The 16,814-nt window shown below is 71.4% G+C and carries 12 protein-coding genes; 5 read left to right on the top strand and 7 right to left on the bottom strand.

The genetic code is table 11. The annotated features are described in order from the left end of the window. The first annotated feature begins 363 nt into the window (after positions 1–363). Positions 364–2,175: an ATP-dependent nuclease gene (locus tag VFZ20_RS12970; protein WP_329684313.1), complete on the top strand. Its 1,812-nt coding sequence runs from the start codon at positions 364–366 to the stop codon at positions 2,173–2,175. A gap of 305 nt (positions 2,176–2,480) precedes the next feature. Here the strand turns inward: VFZ20_RS12970 and VFZ20_RS12965 are convergent, their stop codons facing one another. Continuing rightward, entirely contained in the window at positions 2,481–2,915 is a 435-nt protein-coding gene (locus VFZ20_RS12965; protein WP_329684312.1) for a hypothetical protein, read from the bottom strand. Between the two features lie 434 nt (positions 2,916–3,349). Between VFZ20_RS12965 and VFZ20_RS12960 the strand changes: the two genes are divergently transcribed. Beyond that, entirely contained in the window at positions 3,350–3,499 is a 150-nt protein-coding gene (locus VFZ20_RS12960) for a hypothetical protein (protein WP_329684311.1), read from the top strand. Between the two features lie 587 nt (positions 3,500–4,086). Next, positions 4,087–5,424, top strand: a complete 1,338-nt coding sequence (locus VFZ20_RS12955; protein ID WP_329684310.1) for a metal-dependent hydrolase family protein — start codon at positions 4,087–4,089, stop codon at positions 5,422–5,424. A gap of 237 nt (positions 5,425–5,661) precedes the next feature. Here VFZ20_RS12955 and VFZ20_RS12950 read toward each other — a convergent pair whose 3' ends face one another. The 3 genes from VFZ20_RS12950 to VFZ20_RS12940 form a co-directional block, all read right to left on the bottom strand. Further along, positions 5,662–5,811 (bottom strand): hypothetical protein, encoded by a 150-nt coding sequence (locus VFZ20_RS12950; RefSeq protein ID WP_329684309.1) that lies wholly within the window; start codon positions 5,809–5,811, stop codon positions 5,662–5,664. Positions 5,812–6,051: 240 nt separating this feature from the next. Further along, the gene (locus tag VFZ20_RS12945) at positions 6,052–7,794 is read right to left on the bottom strand and encodes a methyl-accepting chemotaxis protein (protein ID WP_329684308.1); all 1,743 of its coding nucleotides are present in this window, start codon (positions 7,792–7,794) and stop codon (positions 6,052–6,054) included. 583 nt (positions 7,795–8,377) lie between these two features. Then, positions 8,378–9,127: a TetR/AcrR family transcriptional regulator gene (locus VFZ20_RS12940; protein ID WP_329684307.1), complete on the bottom strand. Its 750-nt coding sequence runs from the start codon at positions 9,125–9,127 to the stop codon at positions 8,378–8,380. Between the two features lie 232 nt (positions 9,128–9,359). On the opposite strand from VFZ20_RS12940, the gene VFZ20_RS12935 reads away from it, so the two are divergent. Then, entirely contained in the window at positions 9,360–11,915 is a 2,556-nt protein-coding gene (locus VFZ20_RS12935) for an IPT/TIG domain-containing protein (RefSeq protein WP_329684306.1), read from the top strand. Between the two features lie 64 nt (positions 11,916–11,979). Here VFZ20_RS12935 and VFZ20_RS12930 read toward each other — a convergent pair whose 3' ends face one another. After that, the gene (locus VFZ20_RS12930; protein ID WP_329684305.1) at positions 11,980–12,141 is read right to left on the bottom strand and encodes a hypothetical protein; all 162 of its coding nucleotides are present in this window, start codon (positions 12,139–12,141) and stop codon (positions 11,980–11,982) included. Positions 12,142–12,833: 692 nt separating this feature from the next. Between VFZ20_RS12930 and VFZ20_RS12925 the strand changes: the two genes are divergently transcribed. Further along, positions 12,834–13,733, top strand: a complete 900-nt coding sequence (locus tag VFZ20_RS12925; protein ID WP_349264091.1) for a PhzF family phenazine biosynthesis protein — start codon at positions 12,834–12,836, stop codon at positions 13,731–13,733. 451 nt (positions 13,734–14,184) lie between these two features. Here VFZ20_RS12925 and VFZ20_RS12920 read toward each other — a convergent pair whose 3' ends face one another. Beyond that, positions 14,185–15,483, bottom strand: a complete 1,299-nt coding sequence (locus tag VFZ20_RS12920) for a S8 family serine peptidase (RefSeq protein WP_329684303.1) — start codon at positions 15,481–15,483, stop codon at positions 14,185–14,187. A gap of 446 nt (positions 15,484–15,929) precedes the next feature. Further along, positions 15,930–16,508: a pyridoxamine 5'-phosphate oxidase family protein gene (locus tag VFZ20_RS12915; RefSeq protein ID WP_329684302.1), complete on the bottom strand. Its 579-nt coding sequence runs from the start codon at positions 16,506–16,508 to the stop codon at positions 15,930–15,932. Positions 16,509–16,814: the final 306 nt, after the last annotated feature.

Raw genomic sequence — 16,814 nt, 5'->3', positions numbered from 1 at the left:
GGGGATGGGGGGCGCTTCGCCGCCGCGAGATCCGTCCTCACCGGCTGGATCCTGGTTCCACCCTCCCCCAGGGGTTTTGGGGGAGGTGGGCGAGTTTTACGAGTCCGGAGGGGGCGCCGCGCGGTGCCGGCGACGCGACGGGTTTCCGCGCCGGGATCGGGCCGTGCACGCCGTCCACTCGTGCCCGGAACGCCGAGGCGCCGCGCCATGTCACGCACATGTCACGTCCCTGGCGCGCTTCTCGCGTTTGCACAGACATGGTACAAAGTCGGGCCGGCAGCGGAAGTCGTTCCATTCGCGCAACTTGCACACTGTCCCCCGGTGGGCGCTCCAACGGGCCGCCCGCCTGACCACCCGGACGCGATGCTCAGAACGGTAGCCCTGCGCTTTGGCGCCGGCGAAGGCGACGAGCCGCTGCGCTTCAGCCCCGGTCCCATGACCGTGTTCGTGGGGCCCAACAACTCGGGGAAGAGCCTGGCCCTCCGCGAGATCGAGGACTTCATCGAGACGGGCGGCGACTCGCTGCGCTACATCGTCAAGCGGCTGGAGCTCCTGCTTCCGCCCGCGGCCCAGATCGAGGAGATGGTCGTCTCGCGCGCCACGGGCGAGGACGAGGAGCTGCTGGGCGACGTGGTCCGCGTGATGCGCCTGCGCTCGCCCGGCGGATACTCGCGCCGCCGCGCCACCGACACGGCCGAGCCCGTGGTGGAGCAGGAGGTGGACCTGCCCGCCCTGCTGGCCGCCGCCGCGCACGCCGGCCACCCGTCCGAGGAGGAGCTGGAGCGCATCTGCCGCGACCTGCTGGGGCTGTTCACCCTGCGGCTGGACGGGCAGACGCGCCTGGCCCTCACGCAGATGCAGCCCGCGGGCGACCTGGAATCCCATCCGACCAACCACCTGGGGGCGCTCTTTCGCGACGACGAGGCCCGCGCGCGCATCCGCGAGATCACGGCGGACGCGTTCGGGCTGTACTTCGTCATCGATCCCACGGAGGGAACGCACTTTCGCGTGCGCATGGCCGAGCGCGCGCCCATGGACGACGACGAGGAGCAGTCCATCAGCGACCGCTCGCGCGCGTTTCACGGCCGCGCCACGGACATCGACCACATGAGCGACGGCATCCGCGCCTTCACGGGCCTCACGGCCGCCGTGCTCAGCGCCGACTACCGCATCATGCTGGTGGACGAGCCCGAGGCGTTCCTGCATCCGCCGCTCATCCGCAAGCTGGGAAAGCGGCTCACGCAGCTGGCCGCCGAGCGCGGGGCCAACCTCCTGGCCGCCACGCACTCGCCCGACTTCGTGATGGGGTGCATCACCAGCGGGCACGCCATCAACATCGTCCGGCTCACGTACCGCAAGGGCATTCCCGGCGCGCGCCTTCTCCCGGCCGGCAAGCTGGAGACGATGATGCGCGACCCGCTCCTTCGATCCACCGGCGTGCTGGGCGCGCTGTTCCACGAGGGCGCCGTGGTGTGCGAGGCGGACGCCGACCGCGTGTTCTACGCCGAGGTCAACGAGCGCCTGCTGGCGCACCGGGCCGGCGGCGCGGACGGCGTGGTCTTTCTCAACGCGCAGAACAAGCAGACGGTACGGCGCATCATCCGCCCCCTGCGCGAGATGGGGCTGCCGGCGGCCGCCGTGCTCGACCTGGATCTGCTGAAAGGGCGCGAGGACTTTCGCGACCTGCTGCAGTCGGCGTTCGTCCCCGAGGTGTTCTGGGAGCCGTGGGAGGAGCAGCGCCGCCGCCTGCACCAGCAGATGAACACGGCCGACTACAAGGACGGCGGCATCTACCGGCTGGGCGGCGAGCCGCGCGAGCTGGCGGACCAGCTGCTGGCCCTGCTGGCCGAGTACGGCGTGTTCCTGGTGCCCAACGGCGAGCTGGAGTGCTGGCTGCCGGAGCTGGAGGTGGGCGGCCACGGCCCGGAGTGGCTTACGCAGGTGTTCACCAAGATGGGCACGGACCCGTCGGACGCCGCGTACAAGAAGCCCACGCAGAGCGGCGTGTGGCGCTTTATCCAGAACGTGGCGCGCTGGATTGCCGACCCGTGGCGCAAGGGCATGCGCGCCGAGTCCGTGCCCCTGGACCACCGGCTTGCCCCGCCCGGCCCCGACGACAAGGTGGCGGATGCGGTCCAGCCCGAGCCCGAGGAGCGGCAGGCCGCCGTGGCGTGAACGGCAGCGCGTGAGTGCGAAAGTGCGGGAGTGGATTTCGATCCGCTCCCGCACTTCGTTTGTGGCGATGGTACTCGTCCGTAGAAGGAGCGTTGATTTCCTGAGGGAGGCGCCGCGTGATTCCCGCCTGTCGAGGAGCTTGGGCGCCGACCGAAGGATCTCGCCTGCCGTGCAAGGAATCAGCACGCGGGCTGCTTCTCTGCATTGCGTGATGGATCCTTCGGTCGCGCCCACGGTCTACGGATCGGGCAAGGTCCGCGCGGGCGCTTCCTCGGGAAACCAACGCTCCTGGTCCGGAGCCGGGATCAGAAGCGCAGGGTCACGCCCACGCCCGTTCCGCCTTCCCGCTGCACGGCCACCGTCGGCTCCACCCGCACGCCACCGACGGCCATGCCGCGCCTGGCGTTCATGCGGTTGGCGCTGTCGCTCGCGTCCATGATCCCGTACACCCACGTGCCCAGGTAAAGAAGCGAACCGGCCAGCATGGGCGCGGCGCTCGTGCTTTCCACGCTCATGGCCGAGCCCAGGATCACCCCGCCCATGCCGATGCCCAGCAGCATGGCTCCGCGCTTGGTCTCGCCGGCGTACATCTGCCCCCCGCCCGGCACGACGACGCTGATGATGGTCGCGATCCCCGGATCCTTGTAGCCGGGTGCCTGCTGCTGCGCCGTGGCGGGGCGGGCGCACAGCACGGCGGCGGCCGCGATGATCAAGGACAGACGCATGCACAGGTTCTTCATGATGATGTCTCCAGTATGATCGAAGGATGAAGCGTATTGAGACGGCGGATGAAAACTCGTGTCGCGCGGCCCGCGTCGGCGGGGCGCGCGCGACTGCCCGCGGGCGCACACGGGCAGAGGGAGAGAGAGCGCGGGATGACGGCAAGGCGGGCCGGGAGCGGAATGGGACGCGGATACGCCGGAAGGGCCAAGGCGAGCACATTTTCCTTCTATGGAGGGACACGCCCCGCTCCAATTCCCACCCCCGCGTGCTCTCGTGACGTAAATTGCCGAATACCGTCGGATTGGGCGTGGTTCGTGCGCCGTCAATTCGGCGGATGCAGGACCCCGATCACTCCTTTCAGTGAGGCATGGCCATGACTCGGATCAGCGTGGGCAGGGCGGCGTTTTCGGCGTTGGTGGCGGTTTCACTGGCATTCGGCGCCCGGGAGGCGATGGCGGCGCCCGGCGCCGCGCGCGATCGCGGCCCCTACTGCGCGGACGACACGGACTGCCAGCGCAAGTGCGAGGCGCTCTACCCCGGCCAGCAGGTGGTGAGCGACTGCAGCGCCGCCCACATCTGCTACTGCGGCCTCGCGCGCTGAACCCGGGGAATTCCCGGTGAACAACACCTGCGGCGCTCCCGGAGCGTCATCCTGAGGAGCCGCCGCGTGGTCTCGACTCGTGCATGATCCCTGGCGGCGACGAAGGATCTTGCCCGCGAAGCTCGGAGGTGGCCCTCCTGCACGGGAAGTCGCCTCCGAGTCTCGCACGCAAGATCCCTCGGTCGCGCTAGGGGCTTACGTGCGTTCCGGTGCGCGCGGCGCTCCCTCAGGATGACGCTACTTGGGCTTCGGGGTGGCGTGCCCCGCGCGAGCGCCCCCTCCGGGCTCGCGGAGCTCGCCCACCTCCCCCAAAAAACCCTGGGGGAGGTTGAACTGCTGCTTTCATCCCGCAGGGTGCGCGCAGTGCCGAATGACGCAGAATGACGCTCCTCGGGCTGCATCCAGAGCGGGTCTGGAAGCCCCTCTCGCAACGACGCTCACCCGCCGTTGAGCAGGGGCTTCCGAGCGCCGTCGCGTTTCGATCGGTCGCCGATCCGGACGCCGCTGGCGCGCCGCGCACGGCGGTCGCACATTGTGGCGCAATCCGCCGTATCTTCCCTTCCGCCACACCCCTGAGGACGCTCCCGATGATGATCCCGTCGCTCCGTGCGGGCGCCGCCGCCGCGCTGTTGGCCCTGGCCGCCGCGCCGCTGGCCGCCCAGCCCACGCATCCCACCCGCGGGTCCGGCACGGTGGTGCTGCGGGCCGCGCGCGTCATCGACGGCACGGGCGCCGCCCCCGTGCAGAACGGCGTAGTCGTTGTCACGGACGACCGCATCGTGGCCGTGGGCCGCGAGGGAGCGGTACAGGTGCCGGCCGGCGCGCGCGTCATCGACCTGGGCGACGCCACGCTGCTGCCGGGCTTTATCGACGCGCACACCCACATCGTGGGCCGCTCCCTGGGCGACCCCGGCAGCGACGACGCGGCCGTGCGCGACTTTCCCGGCTTCGCGCCCATCCTGGCCACGGCCAACGCGCAGGCCACGCTCATGGCCGGGTTCACCACCATCCGCGTGCTGGGCTCGCCCAACTTCGACGACATCGCCCTGCGCCAGGCCATCGATCAGGGCTACGTCATCGGGCCGCGGATACAGGCGGCAGGCAACAGCATCGGCATCACGGGCGGGCACTGCGACGAGAACGGCTACCGGCCGGGGCTCATGGACGGAGACTACCGCGACGGCATCGCCGACGGGCCGGACCAGATCCGCGCGGCCGTGCGCTACCAGTCCAAGTACGGCGCGGACGTCATCAAGACCTGCGCGACGGGCGGCGTGCTGTCCGAGGGCGACGCCGTGGGCGTGCTGCAGTACTCGGAAGAGGAGATGCGCGCCCTGGTGACGGAGGCCACCGTGCTGGAGCGCCGCGTGGCCGCGCACGCCCACGGGGCCGAGGGCATCAAGGTGGCCGTGCGCGCGGGCGTGACGTCCATCGAGCATGGCAGCTTCCTGGACGAGGAGGGCGCGCGGATGATGGCGCAGCGCGGCACGTTCCTGGTGCCCACGCTCTCCGCCGGCGAGACGGTGGTGAACGCGGCGGAGAGCGGACGGCTCACGGGGCTGCGGGCCGAAAAGGCGCGGCAGGCGGGCGCGGCCATGCGCAACGCCACGCGCATCGCGCAGCGGGCGGGCGTGCCCATCGCGTTGGGGACGGACGCGGGTGTGGGCGCGCACGGCACCAACGGCCACGAGTTCACGCTGATGGTGGAGTGGGGCGGAATGTCGCCCATGCAGTCCATCCAGGCGGGCACGGCCAACGCGGCGCGGCTGCTGGGATGGGAGAACCGCGTCGGCACGCTGCGGCCGGGGCTGCTGGCGGACGTGGTGGCCGTGCCCGGCGACCCCACGCAGAACATCCGCACGATGGAAACGGCCGTCTTCGTGATGAAGAACGGCGTCGTGTACAAGCAGCCCGGCCAGCCGTAAGCGCTGCTGACGCGGGCGGATTCGGCGGATCGGGGAAGATTGGCGCCGGCCCAGGCGGAGGTGAGTTCGGTGGGTGGCGGGCCGGCCCCCAGCCCCGGCGAATGAATTCGCGGCACCGAAAACGTGATGTCGGCCTGCGCCGACGGCTCCTGCCGCGCGCCGTCGGGGTGCACCGGAGCCGCCCTCCCAAAGGTGAAGCCCTGTCCGGCCGAGTGGCGCCGGACAGGGCTTTTGCCGTCACATCCGGTGATGCGGTGAACGGATCCGTGGATCGGCGCGGTTCGATGCGCCGTCGCCGGCCCCGAGCCCCGGCGAATGAATTCGCGGCACCGAAAACGTGATGTCGGCCTGCGCCGACGGCTCCTGCCGCGCGCCGTCGAGGTGCACCGGGGCGAACCCCGCGCGGTCCGGAACGCCGTCGTTTCCGCACGGGCTCGACATCCGGTCGGTTGAACCTGTTCGCATCGCGCGTCAGCGTGAGACGGGGCTTACCGCTGTCCCAGCGGCGGATTCATCCGCGCCGGCCGGCCCCCCACCACCTGGCCCGGACTTCGCCCGCTTTCGCACTCACGCACTCACGCACTCACGCACTCACGCACTCACGCACTCACGCACTCACGCACTTCCCTACGCCCGGAAGTCCGCCACGGCCAGCCGAAGCTGCTGCGCCATGCGCGACAGCGAGTGCACGGACGAGGCGGCGGCGCCCTCGCCCTCGCCCGCGTCCGATACGGCGGAGATGCGGTGCACGGCGGCGAGCACCTCCGTGCTCTGCGCGGCCATCTCTTCCGCCGCGGCGGCGCTCTCCTCCGCCACGCCCGCCACGGACTCCACCAGCGCCGACAGGCGGTCCAGCTGCTCCGTCATCCCGTCCGCGCTGCCGGCGATGCGCTGCGCCTGCGCGTTGGTGCCGCTCAGCGCGCCCAGGATGTCGTCCAGGGCGCCGGCCGCGTCGCGGGCGAGCTCGCTGCTCGACTGCGCGCTGGCCGTGCCCGCGTCCATGGCCGCCGTCACGCCCGCCGTGCCCTCGCGGATGCGCTCCACCAGCGCCGCGATCTCGCCCGTGGAGCGCGCGGACAGGTCCGCCAGCTTGCGCACCTCCTCGGCGACCACGGCGAACCCGCGCCCGTGCTCGCCCGCGCGGGCGGCCTCGATGGCGGCGTTGAGCGCCAGCAGGTTGGTCTGCTCGGCGATGTCGTTGACCCGCGCCACGATGAGCTCCACCTCGGCGGAGCGCGCGTCCAGCTCGCGGACGCGCTCGCCGGCCTGCACCACGGCCGCGCGGATGTCGTCCAGGCTGCCCATGGCGCGCTGGATGGTGGCGCTGCTGGCCCGTGCCGCCGCCACGCCCTGCTCCGCCTGCGCCGCCAGCGCGCGGGCGTCGCCCGTGACCTGGCCGATGGCGCCGGACATCTCCTCCATCACCTCCGCCGTGTTCTGCGCGGACTGGGCCTGGTCCTGCGCGCCGGCCGTGATCTGCTCGATGACGGCGCCCAGCTGGCCCACCAGGTCCGCCGTCTCGGCCGCGCCGGCGCTGATCTCCGTGCTGCTTTCGGCCAGCGACCCGCTCAGCTGCGTGATGCGCGCGATGGCCCCGCGCATGCGCCCCGCCATCTCGTTGAGCGACTGGATCATGACGCCCACCTCGTCCTGGCCGCGCGCCTCGGCCCGGGCCGTGAGGTCGCCGTCGGCCAAGCGGCGGTTCACGCCCACGGCCTCGCGCAGGGGCACCACGATCATCCGGGTGATGACGAGCGCCACGGCCAGCAGCACGCCAAAGGCGACCAGCGTCGTCACCACCATGGCGACCAGGGCCGTGCGCGCGGCGCGGCGCCCGTCCGCCTGGGATTCGGCGGCGTGGGCCTCAATGCGGTCCGTGAGGGCGCCCAGGTCCGTGCCCAGCTGCTCGAAGCTGGCCTCGAACGCGCCCATGCCGCGCACGGCGGCGTCGCGGTCCCGCGCGGCCTCGTCGATGAGCGCGGCGCCGGCGCCCACGTACGCGTCCAGGCTGCCGCGCACGCCGTCCACGATCTCCGCCCCGCCATCGTGCACATCCCCGTCGTCCTCGTGCGCCTGCTCCAGCGCCTGCAGGGCCTCGCGCATGCGGGCGGCGTCGGCGTTGAACGAGGCGCGCGCGTCGGCCGCGGCGGCGGGGTGGGCCACGGCGCGGTAGACGTCGGCGCGCAGGGCGTCGTGCATCATGTCCACGTCGCCCTGCGTGCGGATCTCCGACGCGGTGCGGGTAGCCTCGGCCAGGGCGGCGCCCGTGCGGCGCAGGCCCACGAGGCCGGCCGTGCCCACGCACAGCACGAGGAAGATGCCCAGCGCGCCGAACACCAGCAGCCGCGCGGCCACGGAAAGGTTCTTCATGGGAGCCAGGAGATGGAAAAAAGAGGCGGGAAGATGATCCGGGCCCTGAAAACACCACGCGCCGCGGCGTGGGAACGCGCGGCGCGGCGGATCGGATGGGAGAAGGTGCCCAATGTAGCGAACCCGCCGGCCGCCGGAAAGAAGGCCGGGCACCCGGCCGGAGCGGCTGAAGCCGCCGCAACGACAGCGGAAAGCCTCACAAACGGCGTGAGGCTTCAACGGCGTGAACGGTGGCTCCGCTGCACACGCGCCCCGTTCTCGCTGGGGCAGTCCGCGAAGGCGGACTTCGTGCCGTTCCAGCGGCGAATTCATTCGCTCCGGCTGGGGCGACGGGGGGCGCCGATTCCCAGACCCGGCGAATGAATTCGCGGCATCGAAAACGTGATGTCGGCCTGCGCCGACGGCTCCTGCCGCGCGCCGTCCGGGTGCAGCGGAGCGGGGTGCGCGCAACCGGACCGCCCGCCCCTCGCGCGAACCCGCACCACCACCGGGCGGCGGCCCGTGTTGGTGGTTGAAGCCCTGTTCGCATCGCGCGTCAGCGCGAGACAGGGCTTTCCGCTGTCGTAGCGGCGGGTTTACCCGCTCAGGCTGGGGGGCCGGTTTCCTCCGCCGTCTCCACCTCCGTCACCGCCCCCGCCGCCACCTCCTCCGGCGCGGGCGCGCGCAGGTCCGCCAGCAGGTTCAGGACGGCTTTGCGGATGGGGCCCATCAGCGGCAGGGTGGAGAGGGCGATCAGCCGCGCGACGAGGTCCACCGTGCGCTCCATCAGCCGCCACGTGCGCGCGCGGCCCGGCGAGCGGTCGTGGATCCAGAAGAGGATGATGCCCATGTGGTACGTCCACAGCAGGTCCGGCAGGTCCGTTTCCAGGTCCCGGGGGATCTTTCGGTCCTCCGCCCCGCGCACCACCTCGGCAAACACGGCCGTGGCCTCCTGCCGCGCCGGCAGCGACTCCTGGCTGAACGGGTTCAGCGGGCTCTCCGGGTCCGCCGCCGTGCGGAACAGCACGCCGCTGAAGCGGTGGTACGGCTCCACCGTGCGCAGCTTGGCTGCCATCACCCCGTGCAGGCGGTCGCGCAGGGTGCGCTCGCGCCGCAGCACTACCTCCGCCTCGGCCAGGTGCTCCTGGTGGGTGCGGGCGTAGAAGCCCTGGATGAGCTGCTCCTTGCTGCGGAAGTAGTAGTACGCGCTGCCCAGCGCCACGCCCGCCCGCTCGGCGATGGCGCGCATGGTGGTCTCCTCGTAGCCGCGCTCCATGAACATCTGCACGGCCGTCTCCAGGATCAGCGCGCGCGTCTGCTCGCCCTTCGCGGTCTTTCCCGCCGCCTCGGCCATCCGCCTCTCCCGCTCGCGTGGTTTCGATCCGCTCAAGGTGCGCCCGCCCGCGCGCCGCGCGCAACTGCCGCCGTGGCCCCTCATCCTCATCCGCCGCTGTCCTCTGCGTCCCCATTCGGCCGCGACGGTCGGCGGACGGTTGCGCGCACGCGGGACGTGATGTATGACTAGAAACATCCGATGCGACGTTTTACGACGCAATCTAATAAACTCGATACCCGCAGGGATGCAGATGATCCGTCGTCCCCACGCGCACGCGCGGCGATTCGCGCCGCCCCTGGCCGCCGGCCTGCTGGCCCTGGCCTCCTGCACGGACCCGGGCGGTCCCACGGGCGGGCGTCCGCCCGGCGCCGCGGGTCAGCTGGCCCTGCTCGCCTGCGAGGTGCGGATGTCGCCCGGCACGCTGGAGTGCGTGGACGCGTCCGGCGTCGCGGGGGCACCGTCGGCGGCTGCGCGCGGATTGGGCCACGGCGCGCTCGTGCGGATCGTGGGGGAGACGGGCACGACGTCCGCCGGCGCGTTCGAGGCGAGCGCGGCCCTGCAGAACCTGGCCAACGTGGCCGTCGGCACAAAGGACGGCACGAACCCGCACCCCGCCGGCGTGCGCGTCGTCTTCGTCGCCCCGCCGGAGGTGACGGCGGGCGCGGGCGGCGTGACGCTGGCCAGCGCCACGGGCGCGGACGTGACGGACCGCGACCGGCCGAACATCCAGAACGGCGGCGCCGCGGGCCCCGACCTGGGCGCGGACGGCGTGCTGGCCAGCACGGAAACGTCCGCGGCGCGCGCGTGGCGCTTTGCCGTGGACGCGGGCGTGGAGCGGTTCGGCTTCGTCGTCCAGGTGCGGGCGGAGACGGCGCCGGGCGCGCGTGCCACCGTGGCGCCGCAGGTGACGGGCACGTCCGCCGCCACGCTCGTCCCCGGGCAGACGGTCACGCTCACGGGCGTGAACTTCAACCCCGCGGCCGCGCGCAACGCCGTGCGTATCGCGGGCGTCCCGGCCGTGGTGACGGGCGGCGGGCCCACGTCGCTCCAGGTGGTGGTGCCCTGCGCGGCGGCCGGCGCCGCGGCGGTGCAGGTGGAGCACGGCGGAGTGGCCGGCGTCCCCGTGGCGCGCACGCTGAACGTGCCCCGGCGCGCGCTGGCGCCCGGCGAGGCCGTGATCGTGACGGACCGGCGCGAGGCGGCGTGCAACGAGTTGGCCCCCAGCGGCGGCGACGCGCGCTACGTGGTGGCCGTCTACAGCACCGACGCCGACCCGTCGTCCGACGCCGGCTTCCAGCTCTCCGCGGGCGGCGGGCCCGTCGCGGGCAACCCGCACACCTCCGCCGCCTCGCTCGCCGGGACCCTGGCGGTGCAGACGACCGATCCGCACCTGCGCGTGATGGAGATGAACCGCCGCGAGCACGCGCGCCTGCGCACGCGCTTTCGCGGCGACGCGCGGATGCGGGCATCGCGGAGCACGTCGTCCGCCGTCGCCGAGCCGCCGCTCACGCGTACCATCCGCGTGGCGGACGTGGCCGTGGGCAGCTGCGACCAGTTCTACGAGGTGAGCGCCACGCGCGTGTACTACGACGGCCGCATCGCCATCTACGAGGACGACGCCACGCCCGCGTGGGCCAAGGCGGCCGCCAACCCGCAGATGCAGGGCTACTACACCGCCCTGGGCGACGAGTACAACGCGCAGGTGGATCCCATGATCCGCCGCGCCTTTGGCGATCCGCTGCTGCGCGACGGGCAGACGGACGCCAACGGCATCCTCATCGCCCTCTTTACGCCCCTGCTGAACTCGGCGTTCGGCGGCGTGCCGGCGTACGTGGTGAGCTGCGACTTCTTTCCCCGCGAGGACGGGAACTCCGGCAGCAACCACGGCGAGTTCCTCTACGCCTTTCAGCCCACGGTCAACGCCAGCGGCTACAGCGGGCTCACGCCGGAGAACTGGTACTTCAACCTGCGCTCCGGCATTGCCCACGAGGTCAAGCACATCGCGTCCATGGCGGCGCGCGTGGCGGCGGATGCGCCCCTGGACGCGCCCTGGCTGGAGGAGGGCACGGGCCGGCACGCGGAGGAGCTGTTCGCGCGCAACACCGTGTACCGCGTGGCGTGGAAGGCCAACACGGGCTACGGCAGCGCGTCGGCGCCGGGGAGCATCTACTGCGACTTCAAGCGCACGGACCCGGCGTGCCTGGCGGCCGAGCAGGCCCGCCCCGCGGTGACGATGTACCGCCACTTCCTGGGCCTGCGGACGTTCCTGCGCGCTCCCGAGTCCGTCTCCCCGTTCGGGGCCACGCCGGCGGGCGGGGCGTCGTTCTACGAGACGTCGTGGTCGCTGGTGCGATACGCCGTGGACCGCTACGGCGCCTCGGACGAGCAGTTCCTGCGCGCGCTGACGGCGTCGTCGCTCACGGGGACGGAGAACCTGGCCGCGGCGGCCGGCGTGTCGCTGGAGAAGCTGATGGGCGGATGGGCGCTCTCGCTGTACGCGGACGACTATCCCGGGCTGCGGTCGCCCAGCCTGGACACGCAGATCCCCACCTGGAACTTCCGCGACATCTACGCGGGCCTCAACCGCGAGTTCCCGCTCTCGTTCCCGGCCCCGTACCTGCTGGCGCCGCGGCCGCTCACGTTCGGCGCCATCGGCGCGGTGGACGTGCCGTCGGTGGTGGGCGGCGGCGTGGCGTACTTCGAGATCTCGGGCCCGCACACCCGGTCGCAGCTGCTGAGCCTGCAGGGGCTGCACGGCGGCGCGCTCCCCTCCACCCTGCGGATCGCTATCGCGCGCCTGCAGTGAGCGGACGCGCGGCGGATGAATGACGGTCACGGGGCGCGGGGGATTACCTCCGCGCCCCGGTCGTTCACGGGCGCAGCCGCCGGACGATGGCCCGTCGCACCTTCCCCGCGATGAGCGCGACGAGGTAGTAGGCGGTGAACAGCAGTCCGAAGAACACGCTGCCGTACAGAAAGACGAACACGGCGATCGCCAGCGTCTGCCCGATCCACTCAATGACGGGTCCCATGCACCCTTCCTGAAAATGAACATGTTCAATTCATGTGGATGATGCCGCGTCTCCCCATCGATGTCAAGCATCTCGACGGGCGGGGAGGGGATGATACCGAATCGCATGAACGCTGCGCATCGGAGTTGATTTCCTGAGAGGGTGTTGCTGAACCTGCTTTTCAACGGAGGCCCAGCGAGCGTCATCCTGAGGGAGCGCCGCGCGCAACATGAACACGCGCAGGACTTTGGCGCGACCGAAGGATCTTGTGTCCAAACCACGGGGCTGGCTACATGCCTGAAAGCCGGCCCCGAGTCTCGCATGCAAGATCCTTCGTCGCCGCCATGGATCAAGCCCAGGCAGGCATCGCGCGGCGGCTCCTCAGGATGACGCTTTCGAGCCCGAGGTTTGGCAACACCCTCTGAGGGAGCGCCGCGCGGAACTCGTCCGTTCGCGAGGCTACGGGCGCGACCGAAGGATCTCCTGCGCGGGGCAGGGACTTCGCCGCTGGACCGGGTCCTTGCCAAGTCGGGGAAGATCCTTCGGGGCCGCACGCATCCGGCGCGGTCGGGTTCCATGAGGGCCACTCAGGAAACAACTGCTTTTCTGGGTACGATGTGAGGCGCCGGACCGGCTTGCGGAGACGGGGGGCGCGGGCGGAAGTTGCCGCGTCGACATCGGCGGCGATCCAGACAGCGACCACGGGGGATGGGATGCGCGTGAAGTACCACACGCTGGACGTGTTCACGGATACGGTGTTCGGGGGCAACCCGCTGGCGGTCTTTCCCGACGCGGACGGCATTCCGCCCGGGATGATGCAGCGCATCGCGCGCGAGCTGAACCTGTCGGAGACGGTGTTCGTGCAGTGGAGCGGGGCGCCGGAGGGCACGGATTGCCGCGTGCGCATCTTCACGCCCGGCACGGAGCTGCCGTTCGCGGGCCATCCGACCGTGGGAACGGCGTGCCTGCTGGGATTGCTGGGCCGCGCGGGCGAGCGCGTGGTGCTGGGCGAGACCGTGGGCCCCATCCCCGTGGAGGTGCGGATACAGGCGGATCAGCCGTCGTTCGCGATGTTCACGGCCGCGCGCGTACCGGAGCTTGGCCCGGCGCCGCCGCCGGCGGAGGTCGTCGCGCAGCTGCTCTCGCTGGACCCGGTGGACGTGGGCGGATCGCTGGGGACGGCGTTCGTCTCGTCGGGCGTGCCGTTCCTGGTGGTGTCCGTGCGCGACCGCGCGGCGCTGGGGCGGGCGCACCTGGACGTGCTCGCGTGGCAGCGTCACCTGTCGGATGCGTGGGGCCCGCACGTGTACGTGGTGACGGACGACGCGGAGGGCGGGACCACGCTGCGCGCGCGGATGTTCGCCCCGGCGATGGGCATCCCGGAGGACCCGGCGACGGGCGCCGCCGCCGCCGCGCTGGCCGGCCTGCTCGCCCGCCGTGACGCGGTCGAGGACGGCACGCTGCGATGGGTGGTGGAGCAGGGCGTGGAGATGGGCCGGCCCAGCCGCATCCACATCGAGGCGGACGTGCGCGGCGGGTCGATCGCCGCCGTGCGCGTCGGCGGCTCCGCAGTGCGGGTCAGCGAAGGCGAGATGACGCTGCCGGACGAGTGAAGTGCGGAGGTGCGGAGGTGCGGAGGTGAAGCGGGAGGGTTCGGGCGGAGGGCGGCGGCGCCCCAGCCGGAGCGAATGAATTCGCCGCTGGAAAGGCAGAAGTCCGCCTTCGCGGACTGCCCCAGCAAAAGGCCGCCCCGGTGCACCGGGGCGGCCTTTTGCTGGTTGAAGCCTCGTTCGCTGAGCGCGTCGGGGCGAGACGGGGCTTATGGCGGTCCCAGCGGCGGGTTCACCCGCTCCGGCTCGAGCCTAGCAACGCCGCAGTGAATCGTCCCGCGCGAATCCCAGTCGCCGTTGGTGGTTGTCCCGTGTAACCTGTCCCCCTGTAACCCGCAGTTCAATACGCAGTTGCAGGCTATTCCCTATTCCCTGTTCCCTATTACCTCAAACGCAAACGGGGCCCCTCCGAAAAACCGGAGGGGCCCCGCCCGCGATCAGCCCAACGCCAGGCTCAGAGGCCGGCGCCCAGCGACGTGCCCGTGATGGCGCGGTACACGTTCAGGCGGCCGTTGCCGAACTTGGTGTCGTAGCCCGCCGTGCCAATGTCGTCGGCCGTGCTCTGCAGGCGGTTGCGCAGCGCGGTGCCGCGCAGGCCCGTCTTGCTGGCCACCACGCCGGCCGTGCCCGTCACCTGCGGCGTGGCCATCGAGGTGCCCTGCAGGTAGGCGTAGCCGCCGTTCAGGAACGAGCTGTAGATGCCCATCTCGTCCGTGGTGTTGCTGTACAGCTCACCGCCGCCGGCCGAGATGTCCAGGCCCTTGCCGTACTGCGAGTAGTAGGCGAGGCCGTCGCGCCACGAGGTGGCCGACACCGCCACGGAGTTGGCGTCGCAGGCCGGGCAGCCCAGCTTGCTGGTGCCGCTGTTGCCGGCGGCCACGATCACCAGCACGTTCTTGTTGGTGGCGTAGGTGATGGCGTTCTTCTCGGCCGTGCTCTCGGTGGTGCCGCCCAGCGACAGGTTCATCGCCACCATGCCCGGGTAGTCCGCCGCCGCGTAGATGGCGTTCACGATGGCCGAGACGGGGCAGCCCGAGGGGCCGCAGACCTTCTGCACGTGCAGCTTGACGTTGGTGCCCGCGCCGGTCACGCCGGCCACGCCCACCGTGGTGCCGATCATGGTGCCGGCCGTGTGCGTGCCGTGACCGTCGTCATCCTCGGGCAGGTTGTCGTTGTTCACCCAGTCCTTGCCCAGGATGATGCGGCCGGCCAGCTCGGGGTGGTCGGTGTCCACGCCCGTGTCCAGGCTGCCGATGACCACCGGCGCGCCGCCGGCGCCAATGCCCTCCAGCACGTCCTGGTCGGCGTCCAGGATGGAGCTGTACGTCGTGGGCAGGAAGCCGGTGCCGTCGTTGAACGACGCGCGCAGGCTGCCCGGGTTGTAGAACGCCCACAGCTTGGGGTTGATGGCCGTGGGGTGGCGCAGGTAGTTGGGCTCGGCCCACTCCACGCGCGGGTCGGCGGCGATGCGGGCCGCCTCGGCGCGCTCGGCGCCGCGCGTCACCGACAGAACGCCCAGGCGGCCGCCGGCCAGCGTGCGGCTGAAGCGGACGCCGCCGTTGCTGGGCGTGAGCACCGCCATGTCGATCCCCTGCTTCATCTGCACCAGGATCTCGCCCGGCACCACATCGTCCTGCACCTGCTGCGAGATCGGCCGGGGCGTGAGGGTGGCCTCGGGCGCGGACGGCGCGTCGGAGCAGGCCGCGGCCGCGAGCGCCATGAGCGCGGCGGCAGAAACGCGAATACGGGACATCTGCATCATCTCCTGCGGAACGAACAAAGGGGAACGATCCGGACCTGAGGGACGCCAGCGGGGGGCTGCGACCAAGGGCGGTGCGTTCTGGGAACGGCTGCTAAAAAAGCAAGCAGTGCGCCATCTTCGGCAGACGGCGATACGTCATATAAGTTGTTGCAGGATTGTGGTTTGCATTTTCGGCTGAGATGAGGCGCTTCGTGCGAAGCGATGCGCATCGCACCATTCCGGTGCACTTGCCGGTGCAGCGGTCGGGTGGGGAGTGACCAGTTTTGTGCGCGTCGCAAGCGGTTGCGGTGCACGGTGTTTCCATGGATGCGTCACGCCGGCGGCCGCTTGGGTGCGCCGCCGGACGGGCGGACGCGGTACGGATATGGGGAGATGGGAACGGGGCGGGGCACGCCGCGCGCGCCCCGCCCCGGGGTCCGTCCGCCGATCGGGGCCGGTCAGCCGTTGCCGCGGCCGTGCAGCTCGTTGCCGCTGAGCACGTGGGTTTCGCCCACGTCGGGCTGCGTGCCCGTGACGATGCCCTTGACCACCTCGAACAGCACCACGGGGCGCGGCGTGTTGTTCACCATGTAGACCACGGAGTGCGCGTCCACGGCGATGAGGGTCAGGCGCGGGTCGTCGGGCCCGCCGTCGCGGCCGGGGCCCTCGTCGGGGAACCAGGCCTTCCAGTCGGGGCGGTAGAGCTCCTTGATCTTGGCGCGGTCCGTCACCGTGCGCGCCGTGCCGCTCACGGACACCCACTCGCGCGTGCGGTCGCGGTAGTAGGAGACGTTGACGTGCGGGTCGTGCTGCAGCTCGTCCATCTTGTCGGCCTCGCCGTCCGTGACGAACCACAGGTCCGCGCCGGCGGCCTGCGCCTGCGTGGCCATGGGCCGCGACACCAGGTGCCCGTCGATGCGGCGCGTGGTGAACATGGCGATCTCGATGCCCTCCACCAGGCCGTACAGCTGGTCGAGCTTCTTTTCCGTCGAGGCCGGCGTGGCCTGGTGCGGTGCGTTGTTGTTGTCGTCCGCCATCCTGCATCCTCCCGAAAAGGTTTGTCCAGCGTTCAGGGGCGGGTGGATGAGCAGACTGTGTGCCGGGGGACGGACGGGTGCGAAGGTACGGAGGTGCGGAAGTGCGGAAGTGCGGAAGTGCGGAAGTGCGGAAGAAGCGGGGCCGGGTTCGATCCGGGGGACACGGCGTTCCAGCCGGAGCGGGTGAACTGGCCGCTGGGACAGCGGTAAGCCCCCGGTCCATCGTCTCCGCACGATCCGCCTTTGGTGGCTGCCCCTGTAACCTGTCCCCCGCAGGCCCGCAGTTCATCCGTTGCCCGCTATTCC

This window comes from Longimicrobium sp., from assembly GCF_036280135.1.
Lineage (GTDB): Bacteria > Gemmatimonadota > Gemmatimonadetes > Longimicrobiales > Longimicrobiaceae > Longimicrobium.
The sequence above is the reverse complement of the archived record's forward strand: the minus strand, read 5'-3'. Positions and strand labels throughout refer to the sequence as shown.